21 protein-coding genes are annotated in these 20,879 nt (G+C 68.1%); 2 read left to right on the top strand and 19 right to left on the bottom strand.

Features of this window, described 5'->3' with window-relative positions; genetic code table 11:
• Window positions 1-347: GNAT family N-acetyltransferase (locus tag ACTIF2_RS23650; protein WP_439499586.1), on the top strand; the 347-nt coding region annotated here is incomplete at its 5' end.
• Between the two features lie 49 nt (window positions 348-396).
• Entirely contained in the window at window positions 397-942 is a 546-nt protein-coding gene (gene mog / locus ACTIF2_RS23655) for a molybdopterin adenylyltransferase (RefSeq protein WP_439499587.1), read from the top strand.
• 8 nt (window positions 943-950) lie between these two features.
• Here mog and ACTIF2_RS23660 read toward each other — a convergent pair whose 3' ends face one another.
• The 19 genes from ACTIF2_RS23660 to ACTIF2_RS23750 form a co-directional block, all read right to left on the bottom strand.
• Window positions 951-1,520, bottom strand: a complete 570-nt coding sequence (locus ACTIF2_RS23660; protein ID WP_439499588.1) for a glutathione peroxidase — start codon at window positions 1,518-1,520, stop codon at window positions 951-953.
• Between the two features lie 123 nt (window positions 1,521-1,643).
• Window positions 1,644-2,027: a response regulator gene (locus tag ACTIF2_RS23665; RefSeq protein ID WP_439499589.1), complete on the bottom strand. Its 384-nt coding sequence runs from the start codon at window positions 2,025-2,027 to the stop codon at window positions 1,644-1,646.
• Between the two features lie 10 nt (window positions 2,028-2,037).
• The gene (gene cheB, locus ACTIF2_RS23670; protein WP_439499590.1) at window positions 2,038-3,147 is read right to left on the bottom strand and encodes a chemotaxis-specific protein-glutamate methyltransferase CheB; all 1,110 of its coding nucleotides are present in this window, start codon (window positions 3,145-3,147) and stop codon (window positions 2,038-2,040) included.
• A complete protein-coding gene (locus ACTIF2_RS23675) occupies window positions 3,147-3,740 on the bottom strand; it encodes a chemoreceptor glutamine deamidase CheD (protein WP_439499591.1) in 594 nt (197 codons plus the stop codon). Before ACTIF2_RS23675 ends, cheB begins: the two co-directional genes overlap by 1 nt.
• On the bottom strand, window positions 3,737-4,603 hold the full coding sequence (locus tag ACTIF2_RS23680) for a CheR family methyltransferase (RefSeq protein ID WP_439499592.1): 867 nt from the start codon (window positions 4,601-4,603) through the stop codon (window positions 3,737-3,739). Before ACTIF2_RS23680 ends, ACTIF2_RS23675 begins: the two co-directional genes overlap by 4 nt.
• Window positions 4,604-4,607: 4 nt before the next feature.
• On the bottom strand, window positions 4,608-6,566 hold the full coding sequence (locus ACTIF2_RS23685; protein WP_439499593.1) for a methyl-accepting chemotaxis protein: 1,959 nt from the start codon (window positions 6,564-6,566) through the stop codon (window positions 4,608-4,610).
• A gap of 68 nt (window positions 6,567-6,634) precedes the next feature.
• Entirely contained in the window at window positions 6,635-7,144 is a 510-nt protein-coding gene (locus ACTIF2_RS23690; protein WP_439499594.1) for a chemotaxis protein CheW, read from the bottom strand.
• A 2-nt stretch (window positions 7,145-7,146) separates the two neighbouring features.
• Window positions 7,147-9,450 (bottom strand): chemotaxis protein CheA, encoded by a 2,304-nt coding sequence (locus ACTIF2_RS23695; protein WP_439499595.1) that lies wholly within the window; start codon window positions 9,448-9,450, stop codon window positions 7,147-7,149.
• Between the two features lie 18 nt (window positions 9,451-9,468).
• Complete coding sequence (locus tag ACTIF2_RS23700; protein WP_439499596.1) at window positions 9,469-9,828, bottom strand: response regulator; 360 nt, start codon at window positions 9,826-9,828, stop codon at window positions 9,469-9,471.
• 5 nt (window positions 9,829-9,833) lie between these two features.
• Window positions 9,834-10,130 (bottom strand): STAS domain-containing protein, encoded by a 297-nt coding sequence (locus ACTIF2_RS23705; protein ID WP_439499597.1) that lies wholly within the window; start codon window positions 10,128-10,130, stop codon window positions 9,834-9,836.
• A 94-nt stretch (window positions 10,131-10,224) separates the two neighbouring features.
• Window positions 10,225-10,692, bottom strand: a complete 468-nt coding sequence (locus tag ACTIF2_RS23710; RefSeq protein WP_439499598.1) for a response regulator — start codon at window positions 10,690-10,692, stop codon at window positions 10,225-10,227.
• A gap of 98 nt (window positions 10,693-10,790) precedes the next feature.
• Window positions 10,791-12,245, bottom strand: a complete 1,455-nt coding sequence (locus tag ACTIF2_RS23715; RefSeq protein ID WP_439499599.1) for a methyl-accepting chemotaxis protein — start codon at window positions 12,243-12,245, stop codon at window positions 10,791-10,793.
• 102 nt (window positions 12,246-12,347) lie between these two features.
• On the bottom strand, window positions 12,348-13,370 hold the full coding sequence (locus tag ACTIF2_RS23720) for an ABC transporter ATP-binding protein (protein WP_439499600.1): 1,023 nt from the start codon (window positions 13,368-13,370) through the stop codon (window positions 12,348-12,350).
• The gene (locus ACTIF2_RS23725; RefSeq protein ID WP_439499601.1) at window positions 13,363-14,346 is read right to left on the bottom strand and encodes an ABC transporter ATP-binding protein; all 984 of its coding nucleotides are present in this window, start codon (window positions 14,344-14,346) and stop codon (window positions 13,363-13,365) included. Before ACTIF2_RS23725 ends, ACTIF2_RS23720 begins: the two co-directional genes overlap by 8 nt.
• Window positions 14,347-14,351: 5 nt before the next feature.
• Window positions 14,352-15,869: an amidohydrolase family protein gene (locus ACTIF2_RS23730; RefSeq protein WP_439499602.1), complete on the bottom strand. Its 1,518-nt coding sequence runs from the start codon at window positions 15,867-15,869 to the stop codon at window positions 14,352-14,354.
• Window positions 15,869-17,068: an amidohydrolase family protein gene (locus ACTIF2_RS23735; RefSeq protein ID WP_439499603.1), complete on the bottom strand. Its 1,200-nt coding sequence runs from the start codon at window positions 17,066-17,068 to the stop codon at window positions 15,869-15,871. Before ACTIF2_RS23735 ends, ACTIF2_RS23730 begins: the two co-directional genes overlap by 1 nt.
• A 143-nt stretch (window positions 17,069-17,211) precedes the next feature.
• Window positions 17,212-18,159 (bottom strand): ABC transporter permease, encoded by a 948-nt coding sequence (locus tag ACTIF2_RS23740; RefSeq protein WP_439499604.1) that lies wholly within the window; start codon window positions 18,157-18,159, stop codon window positions 17,212-17,214.
• On the bottom strand, window positions 18,149-19,141 hold the full coding sequence (locus ACTIF2_RS23745) for an ABC transporter permease (RefSeq protein WP_439499605.1): 993 nt from the start codon (window positions 19,139-19,141) through the stop codon (window positions 18,149-18,151). The genes ACTIF2_RS23740 and ACTIF2_RS23745 overlap by 11 nt, the downstream gene beginning before the upstream one ends.
• A gap of 138 nt (window positions 19,142-19,279) precedes the next feature.
• On the bottom strand, window positions 19,280-20,848 hold the full coding sequence (locus tag ACTIF2_RS23750) for an ABC transporter substrate-binding protein (protein WP_439499606.1): 1,569 nt from the start codon (window positions 20,846-20,848) through the stop codon (window positions 19,280-19,282).
• Window positions 20,849-20,879 lie beyond the last annotated feature (31 nt).

Raw genomic sequence — 20,879 nt, forward strand, 5'->3', positions numbered from 1 at the left:
GCCGCCCCCTCGCAATGGGCCTGCTGATCGAGAGCGCCGGCACCCGCCACTTCCTCAAGATCGCCTATGACGAGGAGCAGGCGCGCCACTCACCCGGCCGGGCCCTGACGATCGCCATGCTGCAGGCGGACTTCGCCGGCACGCCTCCGGCGCTCTTCGACAGCGGCGCGGGCGACGGGGTCGACCCCGGCACCTATGTCTGGGGCGAGCGCCGGGCGATGGGCAACGTCCTGATCCGCCTCGGCGAGCCCGAGCCGGGCCTGCCCGAGGGCGCCGCCCGTCTGCGCCAGGGCTTGCGCGCGCTCCGCGCCCGCCTGCAGCGGAAGCGGGCGAAAACGGTGGCGTGAGCCGCCGCGATCGGCCACATCTGCGCCCGACCAGAGCGGAGGGCACGACATGAACGGCGGCATCAGGATCGGCATCGTCACGGTTTCGGACCGCGCCTCGGCCGGGATCTATGAGGACGAGGGCGGCCCCGCCATCAAAGCCTATTTCGAAAGAGCGTTGAGCTCGCCGTGGATGCCCGTCGCCCGCGTCATCCCCGACGACCGCGCCTTGATCGCAAAGACCCTGATCGAACTGGCGGACCAGGAGGGCTGCTGCCTGATCGTCACGACGGGTGGGACCGGCCCCGCCCCTCGCGACGTCACGCCCGAGGCGACGGAGGATGTTGTCGAGAAACCGATGCCGGGCTTCGGCGAGCTGATGCGGCAGGTCAGCCTCGCCAAGGTGCCGACCGCGATCCTCTCGCGCCAGACCGCCGGCATCCGCGGCCGCTGCCTGATCGTCAACCTGCCGGGCCGCCCGCGCGCCATCGCCGAATGCCTCGACGCGGTGATGCCGGCCATCCCCTATTGCATCGACCTGATCGAGGGCCCCTATCTGGAAACCGATCCGAACGTGATCGTCGCCTTCCGCCCGGGTCAGAAGCCGAAAGTCTGAGGGCAGCCTCAGGCGGCGCCGAGTTGCTCCCCGATCGCCCGGATCAGGTCGGGGCCGACGGGATCCTGGCCCGCGGCAAAGCCGCCGACGAGGTCGCCGCTGCGGCCGATCAGGTATTTGTGGAAGTTCCAGGTCGGGACCTCGGCCGGCCGCCGCGCCGCCGCCCAGCGATAGAACGGGTGGGCGTCGGGGCCGCGCACGCCGGATTTGGCGGCGAAGGGATAGGTCGCGCCATGGACCTGCCGCGCCGATTCGGCGATCGCCATGCCCTCGAGCGGCTCCTGCCCGCCGAAATCGTTGCTGGGAACCGCGAGCAGCATCAGGCCACGGCCGGAATAGCGCTGCCAGAGCTGTTCCAGCGTCGCGAACTGGCCGGCGAAGCCGCAATTGGTGGCCGTGTTGACGATCAGCATCGGCTTGCCGCGATAGGCCGCGAGCGGGATGCGGCCGCCTTCCAGGCGCTCGAACCAGAAGCGATAGGCGTCCGGCGCCGCGTCGCCATCGGCCGAGACGGCCCAGGACGGGGTGGCGACGGCCGCGCCGATCAGGCCCAGGAGTTCACGACGATGAAGCGACATGGTCCGCTCTCCTCACACGGCCCCCTTATAGCATGCTGCCGCAAACAGTCGCGCCCCGCAGCCTGATGGCCCGGGGCGCGCGATCACGATGACGAGACCGGCCCGCGAGCGGGCCGGCGCTGCTCAGCAGGCGAGAACCTTCTTCACCCGGACCTCGAGGTCGCGCAGCTCGTAGGGCTTCACCACGTAATGATCGGCGCCGTTGCTGGTCGCCTCGTCCATCTTGTCGACCGAGCGTTCAGAGGTCGCCATGATGATCTTGATCTGGTTGAGCTCCGGCACCGAGCGGATGGCGCGCAGCAGGTCGATGCCGCTCATCCCGTCCATGTTCCAGTCGAGCAGCAGCAGGTCGTAGCGCTTGCTCTGCATCTTCATCAGGGCCTCGCGGGCGTTCTCGGCCTCGTCGATGTCCTGGAACTCGATCTGCTTCAGGAAATAGGTGGCGAGGCCGCGCATGCTCTTCTGGTCGTCGACCACGAGGATCCGGTAGTCACTTCTGGCCTTCATGACGCTCTCCTCACGCGGTGCGCTGATGCGGGCGCTCCGCTATCAGGTGGCCCACCGTGGCACCGATCTGGTCGAGCGCCACGACGCGGTCAGCCGCCCCGATCTCGAATGCTGCTTTCGGCATCCCGTTTACCACACAGGTTTCGCCACTTTGGATTAACGTCTCCGCGCCAGCTTTACGCATGGCTAACAAACCGTCAGCGCCGTCGCGCCCCATCCCGGTCAGCAGCACGCCGACGGCATGGGCGCCGAGGCTGCGGGCGACGGAATGGAACATCACGTCGACCGAGGGCGAATGCCCGCTGACCAGCGGCCCGTCCTTGAGCACGCAGACCAGTTCGCCGCGCCGTTCCTCGATCTCGAGATGGCGTGGGCCGCCGGGCGCGACCACCGCCATGCCGGGCTTCAGCCGGTCGCCATCGGCCGCCTCGCGCACGTCGAGCCCGGTCGCGGCCGCGAGCCTCGCCGCGAACTTGACGGTATAGCCCGGCGGCATGTGCTGGACGACGACCATCGGGATGCGCTGGGGCGCGAGATCGCGCATCACCACCTGAACGGCGGGCACACCGCCGGTCGAGGCGCCGATCGCGATCAGCGAGACGCGGCCGCCGGCGGCAGCGCGTGCGGGCTCGCGAACCAGCGCGGGCCGCTCCGGCACCGCCTCGCGAGCCATCGCGCTGCGCGCCATTGCGAAGATGCGGCGGCTGGCGGCGGCGCGCTGCAGCGCCGCGACCAGATGCTTCATGAAGCCTTCGAGCGTATGCGTCGCACCATCGGGCTTCTCGATGAAATCGACCGCCCCCAGCTCGAGCGCCTGCAGGGTGTTGTCGGCACCCGGGCCGCCGAAGGCCGAGACGATCAGCACCGGCAGCGGGTCCTGCTTCATCAGGCGTGCCAGCAGCTTCAGGCCATGCCGGCCCGGCAGCTCGAGGTCGAGCGTGACCGCGTCCGGCCTGAGCTCCTGGATCGCGTCCCAACCCTCTTCCGCGCTGCCGGCGACGCCGATCACCTTGAAGCCGGGCGCTGAATCGATGATCTGCGTCATCAGCTTCTGCATCAGCACGGAATCGTCGACGACGAGGACCTTCACCGGGCTGGGGGCGGCGGTCGGCATGCTCATCACCAGATCTCCACTTCGCCAGCCACAGGCTGGGTCTTGAGACGGTTGAGATAGGCGATTTCCTCTTTGTGCTCGCTGCTGCGCGCGCTCGGCTGGACATGCTGCACCCAGGCCCGGCCGGTGGCGGGCTGGTAGTGGATGCGCCGCGAACGCGTGCCGCCGACATCCTTCGAAACGATCGGGATGCCTTCGCGGTTGAGGAAGTCGAGCACGAAGGCGATGTTGCCGTCGCCGATGGCGAGCATGGTCGCGCCCGAGAGCACGCGCGCCCCGCCGAAGACCTTGGCCTCGAACTGGTTGCGCTTGCCGCCGCGCTTCAGGAGGCCGTTGATCAGCACCTCCATGGCGGTGTCGCCATAGCGCTCGCCGGCGCTGGTGTCGGAGCCGCCATTGTTCTTCGGCAGCAGGAAATGGTTGAGCCCGCCGACGCCCGCCTGCGGGTCGCGCATGCAGACCGAGATGCAGGAGCCGAGCACCGTCGCGACGATCTCGTCCTTGGCCGCCGTGATCTCATGCTCGCCCGGAGCCACCGTGATGATGGTGGCCTCGAACCTGGGGTCGAAATAGCGCCGAGAGGACCGGGCCGTGCTCATGGGGTTCTCTCGTAGATGGTGCGCCCGATCAGCCTGAGCTGCGGATGCGGTTGCGGTAGCGATTCCGAATGGCCGAGATAGAGGAAGCCGCCGGGCGCGAGCAGCGCCACGAAGCGGTCGAGGATCGCCGCCTTGGTCTGGGTGTCGAAATAGATGAAGACGTTGCGGCAGAAGATCACGTCGAACGGGCCGCGCATCGGCCAGGCTTCGATCAGGTTCAGCCGCTTGAAGGCGATCAGCCGGCGCAGGTCCTCGCTGATCCTGGCCTCGCCGCGCCCGGCCTGCCCGTCGAGCCTGAGCAACGGCTTCACATCGGCGGGCAGCCGCTCGAACAGTTCGGACGGGTAGATCCCCGCCTCGGCCCGGTCGAGGATGTCGGTGTCGATATCGGTCGCCAGGATGCGGAAATCGAGATCGCTGCGCGCGCCGAGCACGTCGCGCGAGACGGCGGCGATGCTGTAGGCCTCCTCGCCGGACGAGCAGGCAGAGGACCAGATCCGGACCCGCCCGCGCCGACCGCCGCGCTCCTGCACCAGCCTGGGCAGCACGTCCCGGCGCAAATGGTCGAAATGATGCCGCTCGCGGAAGAACGCGGTGTGGTTGGTGGTCACCGCGTTGATCAGCTCGGGGATCTCCGAGAGCGCGCCGGGCGTCTTCAGGAAGGCGCAGTATTCGGCGACGGAGCCCATGCCCAGCGCCTTGACGCGGCGCGACAGGCGGCCACGCGTCATCGCCTCCTTGTGCTCACGGATGACGATGCCGGCATGCTCGTAGACGAGCTTCGAGATGAAGCCCATGTCGTCGCGCGTGAGCGTGGCCTCGGGAAGGATCTGGGGAGCGAGCATCGCGGGACCTGACGCCATCGAACTAGAATTCGGCCCAGTCGTCGGCTCGCCCGCCACCGGCGGCGCGACGGCGCGGTTCGGGACGCAACGGAAGGCTCGGCGACGGCTCGGCCCGCCGCGGCTCGGCCCGGCGCATCGGCTGGACCGGCAGCACGAGCCTGACGGGCTGGGCCGCAGGAGCCGGCTGGGCCTGGATCGGCGCGCCCACGCGGAAGAACGCGACCAAATCCCGCAATGCCGCGATCTCGCCCATCAGCCCGTTCGCCGAGGCGGCGCTCTGCTCGGCGAGGGCCGAGTTCTGCTGGGTCATCTCGTCCATATGCGCGACGGTCTGGCTCATTTCCTCGATACCATGCGCCTGCTCGGCCGTGGCCGACGAGATCTCCGCCACCGTGGCGGAAACCTTGCCCGCGGCAGCGACGATCCGCTCCAGCGCCTCGCCCGTGCCGCGCACGAAGGTGACGCCTTCCCCGACCTGCTCGTTCGAGCTTGCGATCAGGCCCTTGATGTCTTTCGCCGCCTGCGCCGAGCGCTGGGCCAGCGAACGCACCTCGGAGGCGACGACCGCAAAGCCCTTGCCGGCATCGCCGGCGCGCGCCGCCTCGACCGCTGCGTTCAGCGCCAGCAGGTTGGTCTGGAAGGCGATGCCGTCGATCACCGAGACGATCTCGGCGATGCGGGCCGACGAGGTCTCGATCCGCTCGATCGCGCCGACCGCCTTGGACACCACCGTCCTGCCGTCATTGGCCATGGTCATGGCCTGGCCGGCGAGATCGGTCGCCTCGCGCGAACGGGCCGCGCTCTGCTTGACCGAGGCCGCCAGCTCTTCGGTCGTCGCCGCGGTCTCTTCGAGATTGGTCGCCGTCTCTTCGGTCCGGCTGGCGAGATCGCCGGCGCCGGCATTGATCTCGGTCGCGGCGCGCGAGACGTTGCCGGCCGTGGCCTGGATCGTCGAGACGGTCTGTCCGAGATGCGCCAGCGTGCCGTTCAGGCTCTGCTTCAGCTCGCCGAAACGGCCGCGATATTCGCCGTCCATGCGTTGGGTCAGGTCGCCCTCGGCCAGGCTGCCGAGCACGGTCGCGAACTCGCCGACGGCGCCGTCGACCAGGGCGTTGATCGCGTTCATGCCCTCGGCGATACGGGCCAGCGCTTCCGGCTTGCCGGCGAGCGGGATACGACGCGAGAAATCGCCTTCGACCGCGGCCGAGACCACCTCGGCGACCTCGTCGGCGGCTGCGAGCTCGTCGGTCAGCTCGAGCCATTCGACGGCGGTGCCGAGCCGCTCGCCATTGGTGTGGAGCACGGGGCTAAGCGACAGCGAGACCGTGCGCCGGCCGAGCACATAGCGGATGGAGCGGGCTCCCTCAGCCTCGCCCCGCCGCAGCGAGGGCTCGCGCTGGATCGCGTCCATGACCTTGCCGAGCATGTCCTTGGCGGAGCAGCCCGGAAAGGCGGCGCGAAAATCCTCCTGCGCTTCGGCGAAGAACTTGAGCAGCGACTTGTTGACATAGACGACGCGGTTCTCGGCGTCGCAGACCATGACATTGGTGCGGCAATCGTCGAGCGCGGCGCGGATGCGCGCGGCCTCGACGCCGGTCTCGTGGATGCTCTTGAGCGCGCGGGCGAGGTCGCCGATCTCGTCGCCTCTGGCGAGGCCCGGTATCGCGACGTCCTCGCCTTGTGCCAGCCGGCCGACGGCATCGCGCATCGCCACGATCGGGCGCCAGATCGAGCGCGCGGCGAGCCAGCCGAGGATCGCGATGATTGCCAGCGCGCCCGCGCTGATCGCCAGCATCTGCGGCGCGGCGGCGGCAACGACACCCTCGATATCGGCGGCGCTCAGCCCGAGCTGGGCGAGATCGTTCAACCGGCCCCAGGCGACATGATAGGAGGCCGCGCCGCCGGAGACGAAGGCGGCGCCGAGGAACATCAGCGGCAGCCGGACCGACAATCTCGAAAGGGAACCGGGGAAGCTGCCCATGGTCTCGTGGTTTCTTTCTTGGCGCGTGGCTCGTCCCCGGCGCGGTCGCAGATGGTATCGCCTGAGCGTCAGGCGACCCGTGTCGGCCGCGCGATCTGCGCCTCGGCTCCGCCGTCGCGGATCACCGCTGCGAGGTCGAGCAGGGCGACGATCTCGGTGTCGAGCAGCACGAGGCCCTCGATCAACCCGTGCTCGTCGCGCTCCAGGTCGGGCGCGGGCCTGACGGCGCTGACCGGGACATCGACGATGTCCGAGACCGAATCGACCAGGAGGCCGGCGGTCTTGTCCTCGATATCGACGACGACGATGACATGGGTCGCGGTCGCGTCGGTGACGCCGAGCCCGATCGAGGTCCGCAGGTCGTAGACCGCGAGGATCACGCCGCGCAGGTTGAGCACGCCGCGCACATGCGGGGCTGCATGCGGCAGCGGCGTCGTCGCCTGCCAGCCCTTGATCTCGCGCACCATCCCGACATCGATGCCGAAGGTCCGGTCGCCGACGCGGAAGGTGACGATGCGGCGCACCGCCGATTCGGGCTGCACCGACGAGAAATGCTTTTCGCCGAGTTGGAGGGTCATGTTCATCCAGCCATTTTCAGTTCGGGAGCGGGTTGCCGGCCGCCTGCCGCGGCCAGTCTCAGCATCGAGTCGACATCGAGAATGAGGGCGACGAGACCGTCGCCGAGGATGGTCGCGGCGGAGGCGCCGTTGACCGCGCCGTAATTCGCCTCGAGGCTCTTCACGACGACCTGCTGCTGGCCGACGATCTCGTCGACGGCGACGCCGACGTTTCCGCCGCGTTCGGTCTCGGCGATGATGATGATGTTCTCGTCGCGCTGTCCCGACGAGCCCATCACGGCCCCTAACCGGTAGAGCGGCGTGACCTCGCCGCGCCAGCGCAGGACCTCCTGGCCGAAGGTCAGGTGCTCGATCGGCGTATTGGCGAGATGCTGGGTCTCGATCACGCTGGCGATCGGGATGACATAGCGGTCGTCGCCGCAGCGGATCACCATGCCTTCGAGCACGGCCAGCGTCAGCGGCAGCGCCAGCGTGAACTTGCAGCCGCGCCCGGGCTCGGAATCGACGCTGATGCGCCCGCCGAGCGATTCGACATTGCGCCGGACCACGTCCATGCCGACGCCACGGCCCGAGATGTCGCTGACCGCCTCGGCCGTCGAGAGGCCGGCGGCGAAGATCAGCGCGTCGATCTCCTCCGGAGCGAGCTTCTCGTCGGCCCCGACCAGGCCGCGCGAGCGCGCCTTGCCCAGCAGCTTCTCGCGGTTGATGCCGCGCCCGTCATCGGTGACGGAGATGACGATGCGCCCGGCGCGATGCTCGGCGGTGAGCTGGATCGTGCCTTCCGGCCCCTTGCCGGCGGCGGCGCGCTCTTCCGGCGTCTCGAGCCCGTGATCCATCGAGTTGCGGATCATGTGGGTCAGCGGATCGGCGAGTTCCTCGATGATCGTCTTGTCGACCTCGGTGTTCTCGCCCTCGAGCACCAGCCGCACTTCCTTGCCGAGCGTCTGCGCCAGCTCGCGCACCAGGCGCGGCATGCGCTGGAACACGGCCTTCACCGGCTGGGCGCGCACCGCCATGACATGGTCCTGCAGCTCGCGCGTCTGGCGCGACAGGGTCAGGATGCCTTCGGCGGTCTTGGCATAGACGTCATAGGGCAGCGAGCGAACGCATTCGACCAGCATCGACTGCGTGATGACGATCTCGCCGACGAGGTTCATCAGCTTGTCGATGCGGTCGAGATCGACGCGGACGCTGACGGCCTGGCGCTGGCGGGCTGCGGCGGCGTCATTGGCCGGCGGACGCATCGCGGCGCGCGGCGGAGCAGCCGCCGGAACCGCCACCGCAGCGGCGACCGGCGCGGCCACCGGAGCGATATCGGGTTCGGCCACGGCTGCCGGGGTGGGGCCGAGCTTCGCCAGGATGGCGGAAAGATCGGCGGCGACGGACTGGGAAACCTCCGCGGCCTCGACCGCCGCGACCGGCGCGGCGTCGTCATTGGCCGGCACAGAGACGGCCTCGATCTCGAACTCCTCGGCGGCGAGGGTGAAATCGAACTTGCCGTGAAGCTCCTCGACCGACATCTCGGTCCGCAGCATCACCGTGAAGCGCATCCAGCAATCGGTGACGTCGAGGGCCTCGAGCGGCGGCACCTGGCTCATGTCGCAGGTGATCGAGACGACATCGTCCGGCGGCAGCACCGCCAGCACGACGCGCGGCTCGATGACCCGCCGGAACAGGTCGGTATCGGGCCTGATCCGCAGGCAGATCTCGTTGCCCGGCTTGGCCGGCGGAGCCTTGGCGGCAGGGGCAGGCTCGTCGTCCCAGCCGTCATCGGCCGGCTTGGCGGGAGCAGCGCCACCGGTCTTGGCCTCGACCATCGCGAGGAGATTGCCGAGCGCGGCGATGCCGGGCGGTGCGTCGTCGCTGGAGGTGGACCGCACCGGAGGGGCGATCTCGACCACGGGCTCGGCCGCGACCGGCGCAGGCTTGGCGACCTCCGCCTGACCGACCCGCTCCAGCGCCTGCAGCAGGTCGGGGCGTGGATTGGCCGGCTCGTCGTTGCGGGCGGCGGAGACGAGGTCGGCGACCGCGTCGGAGCAGCGCAGGAACAGGCTGAACGGCGCATCCTCGACCGCCACGCGCCCGGAGCGCAGATGGTCGAGCGAGGCCTCGAAGACATGGGCGAAGGCGACGAGGTCGGTGCAGCCGAAGGCCCCTGCCCCGCCCTTGATCGAATGGATCGCGCGAAAGGCGGCGTTGACGTCTTCCGGATCGTTCGAGCCTTCGTCGAGCGCCTGGAGTTTCTGCTCCAGCGCGCCGAGCAGCTCGTCGCATTCCTGGAAGAAGGTCTGTTTGAGTTCCGCCAACGGATCCATAGACCGGCCTCAGTTCTGGTAGCGCGCGACGAGGCCGAGCAGGGTGTTGGGCTCGAACGGCTTGACCATCCAGGCGCTGGCGCCGGCGCGCCGGCCCTCCGCCTTGATGTCGGCGCCGTTCTCGGTGGTCAGCACGATGATCGGGGTGTTCTGGCCGGCGGGCTTGGCCCGGCAGGCGCGCGTGAACTCGATCCCGTCCATCAGCGGCATGTTGAGGTCGGTGATCACCAGATCGGGCTGGAACTGGTCGAACTTCGTCAGCCCGTCCTCGCCGTTCTCCGCTTCCGCGACTTCGTGGCCGGCATTGCGCAAGGTCAGGCTGAGCAGGCTGAGCAGGGTCTTCGTATCGTCGATGGCCAGGATTCGCATCGATGTCACTCCAGAACGAGGGCGCTTTGGGCGGGATCGAAGCCGATCGCCTGCAAGGACTTGCGGCACTCGTCCGAGGCCGCCTTGAGCGTGACGCTGAGGCCGCGCGCCTGCGCGCTGCTCGCTGCCGCGTGCAGCAGCTGCACCCACAGGCTGGGCAGGGGGCCGGCCTCCGCGCATTCGACGGCGATGCTCTCCTTCTGCTCCAATGCGACGAGCAATTGGTTGCGGAAGGCAGCCGCCTCGGAGCGTCCGAGAAAGGCGGGAAGCGAGACGGTGATGACCACGGCGGCGGGACCCATGATTGGCGGGTCGAGGATCACGTCAAATTGGTAAAAATTTCCCTAATCCGCCGCCGCCCCATCAACCTTTTGGGCGGTTCCAAGGCAGAATTCGTCAGAACATGGCGTTGCTGATCGCGCGGGGCACCAGCGAGATGCTGCCGCTCTGCTCCTTGTATTTGCGCGGCACGTTGATGATGCCCGACAGGTGCAGCCAGAGCGCGTTGGGGGAGATCGGTTTGGTGATGATCTCATGGGCGCCGAGCTTGGCCGCCTGCACCACCGAGCGGCGGTCGGGCCGCTCCATCATCACCAGCACGGGCGCCTTGGCGAAGGGCGAGGTCTTGAACGAGCGGATCGAGGCCAGGCACTTGATGCTGCCGGAATCCGGCAGGTCCCAGTCGAGGATCACGATATTGGGCTGCTTCTGGATAAACATCGTCGCCGCCGAGGACAGGTCGGCCGCCTCGAAGATGCGATGCAGCGACGCCTGGTAGAGCATCGTCCGGATGATGCGCCGGTAATGCGGGCTGACGTCGATCAGCAGCACCGAGAGATTGGGGAAAGACGGCGCGATATGCATGACGCTGGTCCGAAACGCTCACTCAACCCGACGGCGACGCTGCCACATCAAAACTCACTGCCCCTAGGAAAGCCCGCAAGTCGTTAAACAATCCGCCATCAGACGTTGAGGCCGAAGCGGAAGCCGCCCCAGTGCCGGCCCCTGACGCTGATCGGCGCCGAGAGGTCCTCCATCACCAGGAACCGGCCGCCGCCCATGTCGCGCCGGTAGGTCTGCAGCAGGAACGGCTTCTGGTTGCGGGCCGCCGCCAGCCCGGTGCGGTCGCTGAAGATGCGCCGGTTGCGGCAATTTGCGTTGTTCCAGACCGGGTCGTCGCCCTGGGCCTGCGAATATTTGCGGTTATGCGTCGGCAGGAAGCCGTTGCGGTCCACCGCCGCGCAGAACACGATCCGCTTGTTGCCGGCGAGCAGCGCCTCCTGGATCGGCGGCAGCAAGCGGTCGGTCAGCGCCACGAAGCGCGTCATGTGCTGCACCGGGTCGCTGCCCGGGATCGGCTGGTAGGCCTCGTCGAACAGCTCGGCCATCGTGATCTCGCCGGCGGCAAGGGCTCTCTCGAACAGCCCGGCGATGGTCTGCGCCGTCTCCATCGCGGTCGCGATCAGCTCCGACTGGGCGGTGCGCACGCCCGAGGCCGCGATCGAGCCGAGAATGGCCTCGCTGATCGAGACCAGCGAATCGGCGCGATGCGAGGCCTGTTCGAGATTGCCGCTCGACTGGTCGACGCCCGCCACCAGCGTCTTCAGGTCCTGGCTCACCTTGGCGAAGGCGATCGCGTTCTCGCGCGTCGGGTTCGAGATCGCGTCGATGTCGCCGATCAGCCCGACGACCGAGCGGCCGAAGCTGTCGAGCTCGCCGATCTGCTGCGAGATGCCGCGGCTTTCCTCGCTGGCGCGGCGCGCCACCGCCGCGTTCTCCCCGCTCGTGCGGGCGAGCTGGTCGACCGTGCCGACCAGCGCATCGAGCTGCCTGGCGCTGAGCGAGGTCGCCTCGCGGGTCTGCTCGGCGAGATGCTTCACCGCAGCGGCGATCACCGCGAAGCCGCGGCCCGCCGCCCCGCTGCGCGCCGCCTCGACGCCGGCATTGATCGAGAGAAGCTGGATCTCGCGCGTGATCGACTGGATCGCATCGCTCGCCTCGCGAACCTTGTGGGCGGTCGCCACCGCCTCCGACAACGCCGTCGAGATCGATTCGGCGCCCTGGCTCAGCGTCTCGATGTCGCTCTGCGCGGCGTTCAAGCCGAGCCGGACCGCGCCGGTCACCCGCTCCAGCCCGCTGCGCACCACCGAGGCGGCGTTCTGCGCCTCTTCCGCCGAGTCCTGGATGACGCGATTGGAGCGCGAGACCTGCTCGACCGAGGTCACGACCCGGTGCAGGCCCTCCGCCTGGCCCTCGAGCTGGCGGGTGACGTCGCCGATGCGTCCGGAAATATCGGTGATCTCGACGCCGAGCTTGCCGAAGCGCTCGGCGATCTCTCCGACGGCGCGCTCGGCGGCAGTGACCTGATGCACGTCCTCATTGGCCGGCTCGGGCAGCCTGAGTGCCTGTGCATGCATGCGAGATGTTCCACGACCGGAGGAAGCCTCGCTTACCCTAGGCGAAACACGGTAAATCGGCCGTTAACGCTCGGTCAGGCCGTTAACCCACCCGAGCCGCGGTCACACCCTGTCGCAGGCCAGGCGCACGCCGCCGAGATCGCGCAGCGCCGGCCGCTGCTCCGAACAGCGTTCGACCGCCATCGCGCAGCGCGGGTGGAAGGCGCAGCCGCTCGGCGGCGCGATCGGGCTCGGCACCTCGCCCGACATCGGCCGGCGCTCCCGGTTCGGCTTCTCGACATCGGGGATCGTCTCGAGCAGCAGCCTTGTATAGGGGTGGCGCGGCCGCGCGAAGACCTCCTCGGCCGGGCCCGCCTCGACGAAGCGGCCGAGATACATGATCGCGAGGTCGTCCGACATGTGCCGGACGACCGAGAGATTATGGCTGATGAACAGATAGGTGAGCCCGAACTCCCGCTGCAGCCGGACCATCAGGTTGAGGATCTGGGCCTGAACCGAAACATCGAGCGCCGAGGTCGGTTCGTCGCAGACCAGGAAATCGGCCTCGGTCGCCAGCGCCCGGGCAATCGAGATGCGCTGGCGCTGGCCGCCGGAGAACTCGTGCGGGAAGCGCGTCGCATCGCCCCGCGACAGGCCGACGATCTCGAGCAGGTCGCCGACGCGGCGCGTCGTCTCGACCTCGCCCTCGCGCAGCCTGAGCTCGCGGATCGGCTCGGCGATGACGTCGCCGACGCGCCAGCGCGGATTGAGGCTGGCATAGGGGTCCTGGAAGATCATCTGCACGCGCGGCGGGCCGATCGTGCCGTCCGGCCGGCGGATATCGGCGAAACGCAGGCTGCCTTCGGTCGGGCGCTGCAGGCCGACGATCATCCTGGCCAGCGTCGATTTTCCGCAGCCGGACTCGCCGACGATGCTGAATGTCGTGCCACGGCGCACGGTGAAGGAGACCTCCTCGACCGCCCGCAGGATGCGGCGCGGCTCGCGCGAGATCAGCCGCGACCATGCCGGCGCCGAGACGTCGAAGCGGCAGGACGCGGCCTCGACCGTCAGGGCGATCTCGTTGCTCAGGGCGTCGGCGTCTTGCAAGACCACCTCCTGCGGCACGATCGAAGTCACGTCATGCATGCGCAGCCTCCCTCAATGGGAAATGGCAGGCGGCCGCGTGGCCGGATGGCGGCAGGTCCGGCCTCACCGCATGACAGGGATCGCCCGCTCGCCCGCAGCGCGGATTGAAGGCGCATCCCGGCGGGATGGCGTTCAGCCGCGGCATCGCCCCGTCGATCTGGTTGAGATGGCGATTGCGCTGATGGACGCTGGGGATCGAGGCCATCAGCCCGGCGGTGTAGGGGTGCCTCGGCCGACGCGTCACCTCCGCCACGGGCCCGACCTCGACGATGCGCCCAGCATACATCACCGCGACCCGGTCGGCCGTCTCGGCGATCACGCCCATATCGTGGGTGACGAGCATGATCGCGGTGCCGTGCTCGCGGCAAAGCCGCTTGAGCAGGCTCATGATCTGCGCCTGGATCGAGACGTCGAGCGCGGTGGTCGGCTCGTCGGCGATGATCAGCTTCGGCTCGGCGCAAAGCGCGAGCGCGATGACGACGCGCTGGCGCATGCCGCCGGAAAACTGATGCGGATACTGGTCGATCCGGGCCTCGGCCGCCGGAATGCCGACTTCCTTGAGGAGCGCCAGCGCCCGCGCCCGTGCCTGAGCGCGGCTGACCGGCAAATGCGCCAGGATGGTCTCGACGATCTGGTCGCCGACCCTGAGCAAGGGATGCAGCGAGGTCAGCGGGTCCTGGAAGATCGCGCCGATCTCGCGGCCGCGCACCTTGCGCATCGCCTCGGCCGGCAGGTCGTTGATGCGCCGGCCGGCAAGGTGGATGCTGCCGCCCGCGATCCGGCCGGGCGGGTCGAGCAGACCGATCACGGCCGTCCCGGTCAGCGACTTGCCCGCTCCCGACTCGCCGACCACGCCGAGAATCTCGCCGGGCGCGATCTCGAGCGAGATGCCGTCGAGCGCCGTCAGCGGGCCGTGCCTTCCATCGAAGACGACCTTGAGATCCCGCACGGACAAGAGCGGCTGGGGAGCGGCCATGGCGTTCATCCTCCCTGCTCCAGACGGTCGACCGGCAAATGTTCGACGGTATAGCTCGACGAGAAGATCTCGGAGACCGGCGGGTGGCCATGGGTGCGGCGCGGGTACTGCGCCATCACGCCCTCGAACTGCGCCTGGGCGCGGCGCGTGTCGGCGGCTTCATCCACGCCAGGAATCTTGCGATCCTCCATGACGAAGCGGCCATCGATGACCGCCGTCGCGAAATCGCGGCCATGGCCGGCGAGCAGCATGGTCTGGATCGGGTCGATGACCTGGCCGAGATGGGGCCGGTCGAGATCGAAGACGGTGATGTCGGCGCGGCTGCCCGGCTGGAGCCGGCCGAGATCGGGCCGGCCGAGCGCATCGGCGCCACCGATCGTGGCGGCGTCGTAATAATCCTCGCTGCGCACGGCGCTCGCGCTGCCGGCCATCGTCCGGGCGAGGATCATCCCGACCTGCATGTTCATGATCATGTCCGGCGGCGAGGTGTCGGTACCCATGCCGATCCGCACGCCCATCTCGCGATAGCGGCCGAAATGGTCGATCGCGTTGCCATGGCGGCCAGAGACCAGCGGGCAATGCACGATGCTCGAACCGGTATCGCGGATGATCTCGAGATCGCGCCCCGGCCGCGAGATGTGCCTGCTGCCGGAGACGTAAGTACCGTGCGGCAACAAGGTCCGCTCATTGAGAAAGCCAAGCTTCTCAAGCCATTCCGGCGGACTCATGCCATGCTGGGCGAGAACGAGGTCGTACTCGATCTTCGACTGGCAGCAATGCAGGCGCACCGGCACGCCGAGCGCACGCCCGGCCTCCGCTGTGCGCCAGAGCAGGTCCGCCGTCGAGGTCTCGATCCGGTCCGGCGCGAGCATGGTGCGAATGAGCCCGCCGGCCGCTCCCTCGAAGCGCTCGCAGAAGGCGATCGCCGCATCGAGCTCGGCCAGCCCGCGCGGCTCGTCATAGGCGGTGGTGATCGTGCCGTCGGCCTCGACCACCTGGTTGCCGGTGCGATAGGCCGGGCCGAGATAGGCGCGCAGGCCGAGTTCCGCCGCCGCTTGCGCCGCGTCGGAAAACTCCTCCGGCGTCTCGCCCCATTGCCGGTAGAACAGCGAGGCGATCGGCAGCGCCGTGGTGATGCCGTTGCGGATCAGCGTCGCGAAGGCGTGGCGTTTCTGGAAGGCCAGCTCCTCGCGCGAATACATCTCGACCGGCCCGGCCTCGACATAGGAGCGCGGCCAGACCCGGCCCTTCTTCCAGGCCGGCTGGTTGTCATAGGCCAGGATTGTGGTGTCGAGATCGGAGAGCGCGTCGAGATCGACGAAGCCAGGCCCGATTAGCGCATTGCCATAGTCGATCCGCCGCGCCACCTCGCCCGGGAAGCGATGGCCGGTGAAGATCACCTCGCCATCCTCGAAGACGATCTCGCCATGCTCGATCAGCCGGTGCCGGCCGTCGCTGTGGCCGACGAGCCAGTGCGCCGTCAGCAGGATGCGGCCCTCGGGGCGTTTGCCGGCTTGCAGCATCAGGGCGCCGTCCTCACCGAGACGCCGTCGCGCGCGACGACCTTGCCTGCCTTGACGACGCGGCGCTTGGGCGAGCGGGTGACGACCGCCTCCGCCAGCGTTTCGCCGGGCAGGAGCACGAGATCGGCCTTGCAGCCCTCGTCGAGCCCGTATCCCTCGATCTCCATTACCCGGGCGCCATGGACGGTGCAGACGTCGAGCGCGATCCTGAGCTCGTCGTCGCGGCGGAAATTGTTGCGCAGGCCGACGAACATGGCGCGCTCCAGCATGTCGGCATTGCCATAGGGGCCCCAGGTGTCGCGGATGCCGTCCGAGCCCGAGCAGACCCGGATGCCGGCCTCGACCAGCTTCTTCACCACGGGCGCCGGCCGGCTCGCCGGCGCGGTCGTCATGATCGCGATGTCGAGCTCGGCGAGCTGGGCGACCAGCGGGTCGATCAAAGCCGGGTCCGGCGTGCCGAGGCAAAAGGCATGGCTGATCGTGACCTTGCCCTTCATGCCGAGCGCGCGCGTGCGCTCGATGATCATGTCCATCGAGAAGGCGCCGACCTCGCCCGGCTCATGCAGGTGGATGTCGAGCGGCTTGCCATAGCGCTGGCAAAGATCGAACACCGCGTCGAGATGGCCCTTGGGGTCGCGGTCGATCGTGCAGGGGTCGAGCCCGCCGACCACCTCGGCGCCGAGCTTCATGGCCTCGTCCATCAGCTCCAGCGTGCCCGGCCGGCGCAGCAGGCCCGATTGCGGGAAGGCGACGATCTCGACATCGACGATGTCGCGATACTCGTCGCGCATCTTCATCACGCCCTCGACGCCCCACATGCCGTGGTCCGTGTCGATGTCGACATGGCTGCGGATATGGGTCGAGCCCATCAGCGAGGACTGGATGCTCTGGCGGGCCGACTGGCGATAGGGGTCGATGCCGAGCCGGCGCTTGTTCAGCCGCTCGTTGTCGATCTTGTCGAGCAGCCTGGGGCCGACCTCGTTGACGTACCAGGGCTGGCCCCAGAGGCTCTTGTCGAGATGGGTATGCGCCTCGACCAGGCCAGGCAGCGCGAGCTCGCCGCGGCCATCCTCTTCCGGGACGCCCGCCTGCGCCGCCTGGTCGGGCGCGATCCTAACGATCCTGCCCTTCTCGATCAGCATGTCGGTGGCGGGGCCGCCGAGTGGGCGGACATTGCGGAGCAGCAGGGAGGCAGTCATCGCAGGCGTTTCCTCTTATTGTTCACACGTCATGGTCGGGCTTGACCCGACCATCTCGGAAACCAGTGTCTTCTCGTCATGAGATTCTCGGGTCTGCGCTTCGCTCCGCCCGAGAATGACGCTCTGGTCGCCTGTCACTGTCATCACCTCAGCTTCGGATTCAGCGCGTCGCGCAGCCAGTCGCCGAGCAGGTTGACCGAGAGCACGATCAGCCCGAGCTGCAGCGACGGGAAGACGATCAGCCACCAGGAGCCGGAGAACAGGTACTGGTTGCCGATCCGGATCAGCGTCCCGAGCGAGGGCTGGGTGATCGGCATGCCGACGCCCAGGAAGGACAGCGTCGCCTCCGACAGGATCGCGAGGCCGAGATTGAGCGTCGCCGCCACCATCACAGGCGTCAGCGTGTTGGGCAGGATGTGCCGGCGCATGATGCGGGCCGGCGCGACCTTGATGATGCGGGCGGCGAGCACGTATTCCTTGCGCCGCTCGACCATGGTCGAGGCGCGCACGGTGCGGGCATATTGCACCCAGTTGGTCAGCGAGATCGAGACCACCAGCACCGCCGCTGCGAAGGGCTCGCGCAGGCCGGGCGGCAGCAATTCGCGGAAGATCGCCGAGACCAGGATCGCCATCAGCAGGGTCGGGATCGAGAGCACGGTGTCGCCGAGCCGCATCAGCAGGTTGTCGATGCGCCCGCCATAGAAGCCCGAGACCAGCCCGATCGTGACGCCGATCCCCATCGAGACGACGACCGCGGCAAGCCCGATCAGCAACGAGACGCGCGTGCCGTAGAGGATGGCCGAGAGCACGTCGCGCCCTTGCGGATCGGTGCCGAGCAGGAAGGGCCATTCGCCGTCGGCGTTCCAGATCGGGGGAATCTCGGCCTTGTCGATGAAGACCTGGGCGAGGTCATGCGGGTTCTGCGGCGCGATCAGCGGCGCGAGGAACGCAGTCGCGATCAGCAGGAACAGCACCAGCGCCGAGAGCCAGGCCGCCGGCGTGCGCCGAAAACTCCAGCCGACATCGCTGTCGAGGAAGCGGCGCAGGCGGCCGGGTTTCGTAGCAGCTTTGGCGACGGTCTCAGCGGGCATGGGCGGCTCCCGAGATCGCATCCTCGCGCAGGCGCGGATCGACATAGGCGTAGAGCAGGTCGACCAGCGTGTTGAGCGAGACGAAGATGAAGGAGACGACGATCAGATAGGCCGCCATCACCGGGATATCGACGAAGGTCACGGCCTGGACGAAGAGCATGCCCATGCCCGGCCACTGGAAGACCGTCTCGGTCACCAGCGCGAAGGCGATCAGGTTGCCGATCTGCAGGCCGGTCACCGTGATCACCGGCATCAGGCAGTTGCGCAGCGCGTGGCGAAAATTCACGGCCCGCGCCGGCAGGCCGCGGGCCCGGGCGAAGCGGATGAAATCGGTCCGCATCGTCTCGAGCATCTCGGCCCTGACCAGCCGCATCACCAGCGTGATCTGGAACAGCGAGAGCGTGATGCCGGGCAGGATCAGGGCCAGCCGCCCCGAGGGCGTCAGGAAACCAGTGCTCCACCAGCCGAGCTGCACCACCTCGCCGCGCCCGAAGGCCGGCAGCCATTGCAGCGTCACCGAGAAGACGAGGATGAACAGGATGCCGAGCGCGAAGCTCGGCAGCGAAACCCCGAGCACCGAGACGAATTGCAGCGCCTTGGCGAGCAGGCTCTCGCGCCTTATCGCGGTATAGACGCCGAGCGGGATGCCGACCGCCAGCGACAGGAAGGTCGCGACCAGCACCAGCTCGAAGGTCGCCGGGAAGCGCTCCATGATCAGCGTGAAGACGTCCTGCTGATTGCGATACGAGATGCCGAAATCGCCGCGCGCCGCATTGCCGACAAAGGTGGCGAACTGCATGACGAAGCCGCGGTCGAGCCCTAGCCGTGTGCGCAGCTCGTCGCGCTGCGCCAGGCTCGCCTGCTCGTTCAGCATCAGCTCGACGGGATCGCCGACGAAGCGGAAGGTCAGGAAGGCGAGGAAGGCGACGGCGAGCATGACGCCGGCCGCGTTCAGCAATCGTTTCAGCAGGAAGGCCGGCATCGGTTGCAAGCTCCGCAGTTCGTGGACGTCATGGCCTCGTCATGCTCGGGCTTGACCCGAGCATCTCGGAAACCAGCGCCCTCTCGTCACGAGATTCTCGGTTCTGCGCTGCGCTTCGCCCGAGAATGACGCGCTCTCTCACTTCAGCCTGGTCAGCCAAAGCCTCGGCTTGTTGTCCGACGCCTGCACGGTCGAGGCCACGGTGTTGCGCATCGCCCAGGCCATCGGCTGCTGGTGCAGCGGGATGAAGAGATGCTCCGCCTTGGCGATCTTGAGCGCCTCCATCATCATCGGGATGCGCTTCTCGTTGTCGAGCTCGACGCCGGCCTTGTCGATCAGCGCGTCGATGCGCGGATCGCCCCAGTTGCCCCAGTTGAAGACGCCGCCCGTGCCGCTCTTCGAGCGCAGCACCTGCACCAGCAGCGAATAGGCGTCGATCATCGGCTCGTTGGCCCAGCCGAATGAGATCACGTCGAAATCGCCCTTGACGCGCTTGGGCGCCTGCTGGCTGCGCGGGGCGAGGCTGAGATTGGGCTTGAGGCCCGCCCGCGACCACATCGAGGCGACCGCCTGGCAGAACTCCTCCTCATTGACGAGCGAGTCGCTCTGGCAGTTCATCTGGAACGAGAAGCCGTTCGGATAACCCGCTGCCGTCAGAAGCTTCTTGGCGCCGTCGAGATCGAAGGGCAGCCGCTCGTCCTGGGACGGCTCGTAGCCGGGGATCGCAGGCGCCACCAGCGCGCCGGTATTGCGCGAGAGCCCGCGCATCGCCCGCTTCTGCACGGCGCCGATATCGATGGCGCGATAGAGCGCCTCGCGCACCTTGATGTCCTTGAAGGGGTTCTTGCCGGTGACGTCGCTCTCGAACAGTGCGTCCTTGAGGTTGAAGGCGAAGAACACCGAGCGCAGCTCGTTGGTCTGCAGCACCTTGACGTCGGGCGAGGCCTGGAGCCGCGGCAGGTCCTGCAGCGGCGCGACATTGGTGAAGTCGATCTCGCCGGAGAGCAGCGCAGCGACGCGGGTCGAGGCCGAGGTGATCGGCGTGAACTCGATCGCGTCGATATTGTGCTGCGGCTTGTCCCACCAGTCCGGGTTCTTCGCGAACACCGTCTTGGCGTCGGCGCGGCGGCTTTCGACCTTGAACGGGCCGGTGCCGTTGGCGTTGTCGGTGGCGTAGCCCTTGATGCCCTTGCCGGAATCGGTCGGCAGCGAGGCGTTGTTGGCCTCCATCCATTCCTTGTCGAAGATGAAGATGTTGGTCAGGTCGTTGAGCAGCAGCGGATAAGGCCCGTTGACCTCGATCTCGACCGTATAATCGTCGATCTTCTTCGAGCTCTTGTATGCCGGCAGGTTGCCCTTGAGCGGCGAGGTCTCGTGCGTCACCCGCGCCAGCGAGGCGATCACGTCGTCGGCGGTGAACGGGTTGCCGTTGTGGAACTTGACGCCCTGGCGCAGCTTGAAGCGCCAGACGGTCGGCGAGACCGTCTCCCATGATTCCGCCAGCGCCGGCTCGATCTTGAGATCGCCGGTATAGCGCACCAGCCCCTCATAGACATGGTTGAGCACGGAGAGCGTGAAGGTCTCGCCGAAGGAATAGGGGTCGAGCGAGGCGATCTCGCGCGCCGCGCCCCATTTCAGGGTCTTCGCCTCGGCCGCTCCGCTCAGCGCGAAAGCCGCCACCGCCGCCAATAGCCAGTGCTTCTTCATCGATCTCTCCTCTCGATGACCCTGCGGCGCG

The sequence above is a fragment of the Allobosea sp. genome, from assembly GCF_051860145.1.
Taxonomy (GTDB): domain Bacteria; phylum Pseudomonadota; class Alphaproteobacteria; order Rhizobiales; family Beijerinckiaceae; genus Allobosea.

Bases quoted from the DNA above. Each gene is read 5' to 3' on its own strand.
- mog (WP_439499587.1), top strand. From the start codon at position 397: ATGAACGGCGGCATCAGGATCGGCATCGTCACGGTTTCGGACCGCGCC.
- ACTIF2_RS23660 (WP_439499588.1), bottom strand. From the start codon at position 1,520: ATGTCGCTTCATCGTCGTGAACTCCTGGGCCTGATCGGCGCGGCCGTC.
- ACTIF2_RS23665 (WP_439499589.1), bottom strand. From the start codon at position 2,027: ATGAAGGCCAGAAGTGACTACCGGATCCTCGTGGTCGACGACCAGAAG.
- cheB (WP_439499590.1), bottom strand. From the start codon at position 3,147: ATGAGCATGCCGACCGCCGCCCCCAGCCCGGTGAAGGTCCTCGTCGTC.
- ACTIF2_RS23675 (WP_439499591.1), bottom strand. From the start codon at position 3,740: ATGAGCACGGCCCGGTCCTCTCGGCGCTATTTCGACCCCAGGTTCGAG.
- ACTIF2_RS23680 (WP_439499592.1), bottom strand. From the start codon at position 4,603: ATGGCGTCAGGTCCCGCGATGCTCGCTCCCCAGATCCTTCCCGAGGCC.
- ACTIF2_RS23685 (WP_439499593.1), bottom strand. From the start codon at position 6,566: ATGGGCAGCTTCCCCGGTTCCCTTTCGAGATTGTCGGTCCGGCTGCCG.
- ACTIF2_RS23690 (WP_439499594.1), bottom strand. From the start codon at position 7,144: ATGACCCTCCAACTCGGCGAAAAGCATTTCTCGTCGGTGCAGCCCGAA.
- ACTIF2_RS23700 (WP_439499596.1), bottom strand. From the start codon at position 9,828: ATGCGAATCCTGGCCATCGACGATACGAAGACCCTGCTCAGCCTGCTC.
- ACTIF2_RS23705 (WP_439499597.1), bottom strand. From the start codon at position 10,130: ATGGGTCCCGCCGCCGTGGTCATCACCGTCTCGCTTCCCGCCTTTCTC.
- ACTIF2_RS23710 (WP_439499598.1), bottom strand. From the start codon at position 10,692: ATGCATATCGCGCCGTCTTTCCCCAATCTCTCGGTGCTGCTGATCGAC.
- ACTIF2_RS23715 (WP_439499599.1), bottom strand. From the start codon at position 12,245: ATGCATGCACAGGCACTCAGGCTGCCCGAGCCGGCCAATGAGGACGTG.
- ACTIF2_RS23720 (WP_439499600.1), bottom strand. From the start codon at position 13,370: ATGCATGACGTGACTTCGATCGTGCCGCAGGAGGTGGTCTTGCAAGAC.
- ACTIF2_RS23725 (WP_439499601.1), bottom strand. From the start codon at position 14,346: ATGGCCGCTCCCCAGCCGCTCTTGTCCGTGCGGGATCTCAAGGTCGTC.
- ACTIF2_RS23730 (WP_439499602.1), bottom strand. From the start codon at position 15,869: ATGCTGCAAGCCGGCAAACGCCCCGAGGGCCGCATCCTGCTGACGGCG.
- ACTIF2_RS23735 (WP_439499603.1), bottom strand. From the start codon at position 17,068: ATGACTGCCTCCCTGCTGCTCCGCAATGTCCGCCCACTCGGCGGCCCC.
- ACTIF2_RS23740 (WP_439499604.1), bottom strand. From the start codon at position 18,159: ATGCCCGCTGAGACCGTCGCCAAAGCTGCTACGAAACCCGGCCGCCTG.
- ACTIF2_RS23745 (WP_439499605.1), bottom strand. From the start codon at position 19,141: ATGCCGGCCTTCCTGCTGAAACGATTGCTGAACGCGGCCGGCGTCATG.
- ACTIF2_RS23750 (WP_439499606.1), bottom strand. From the start codon at position 20,848: ATGAAGAAGCACTGGCTATTGGCGGCGGTGGCGGCTTTCGCGCTGAGC.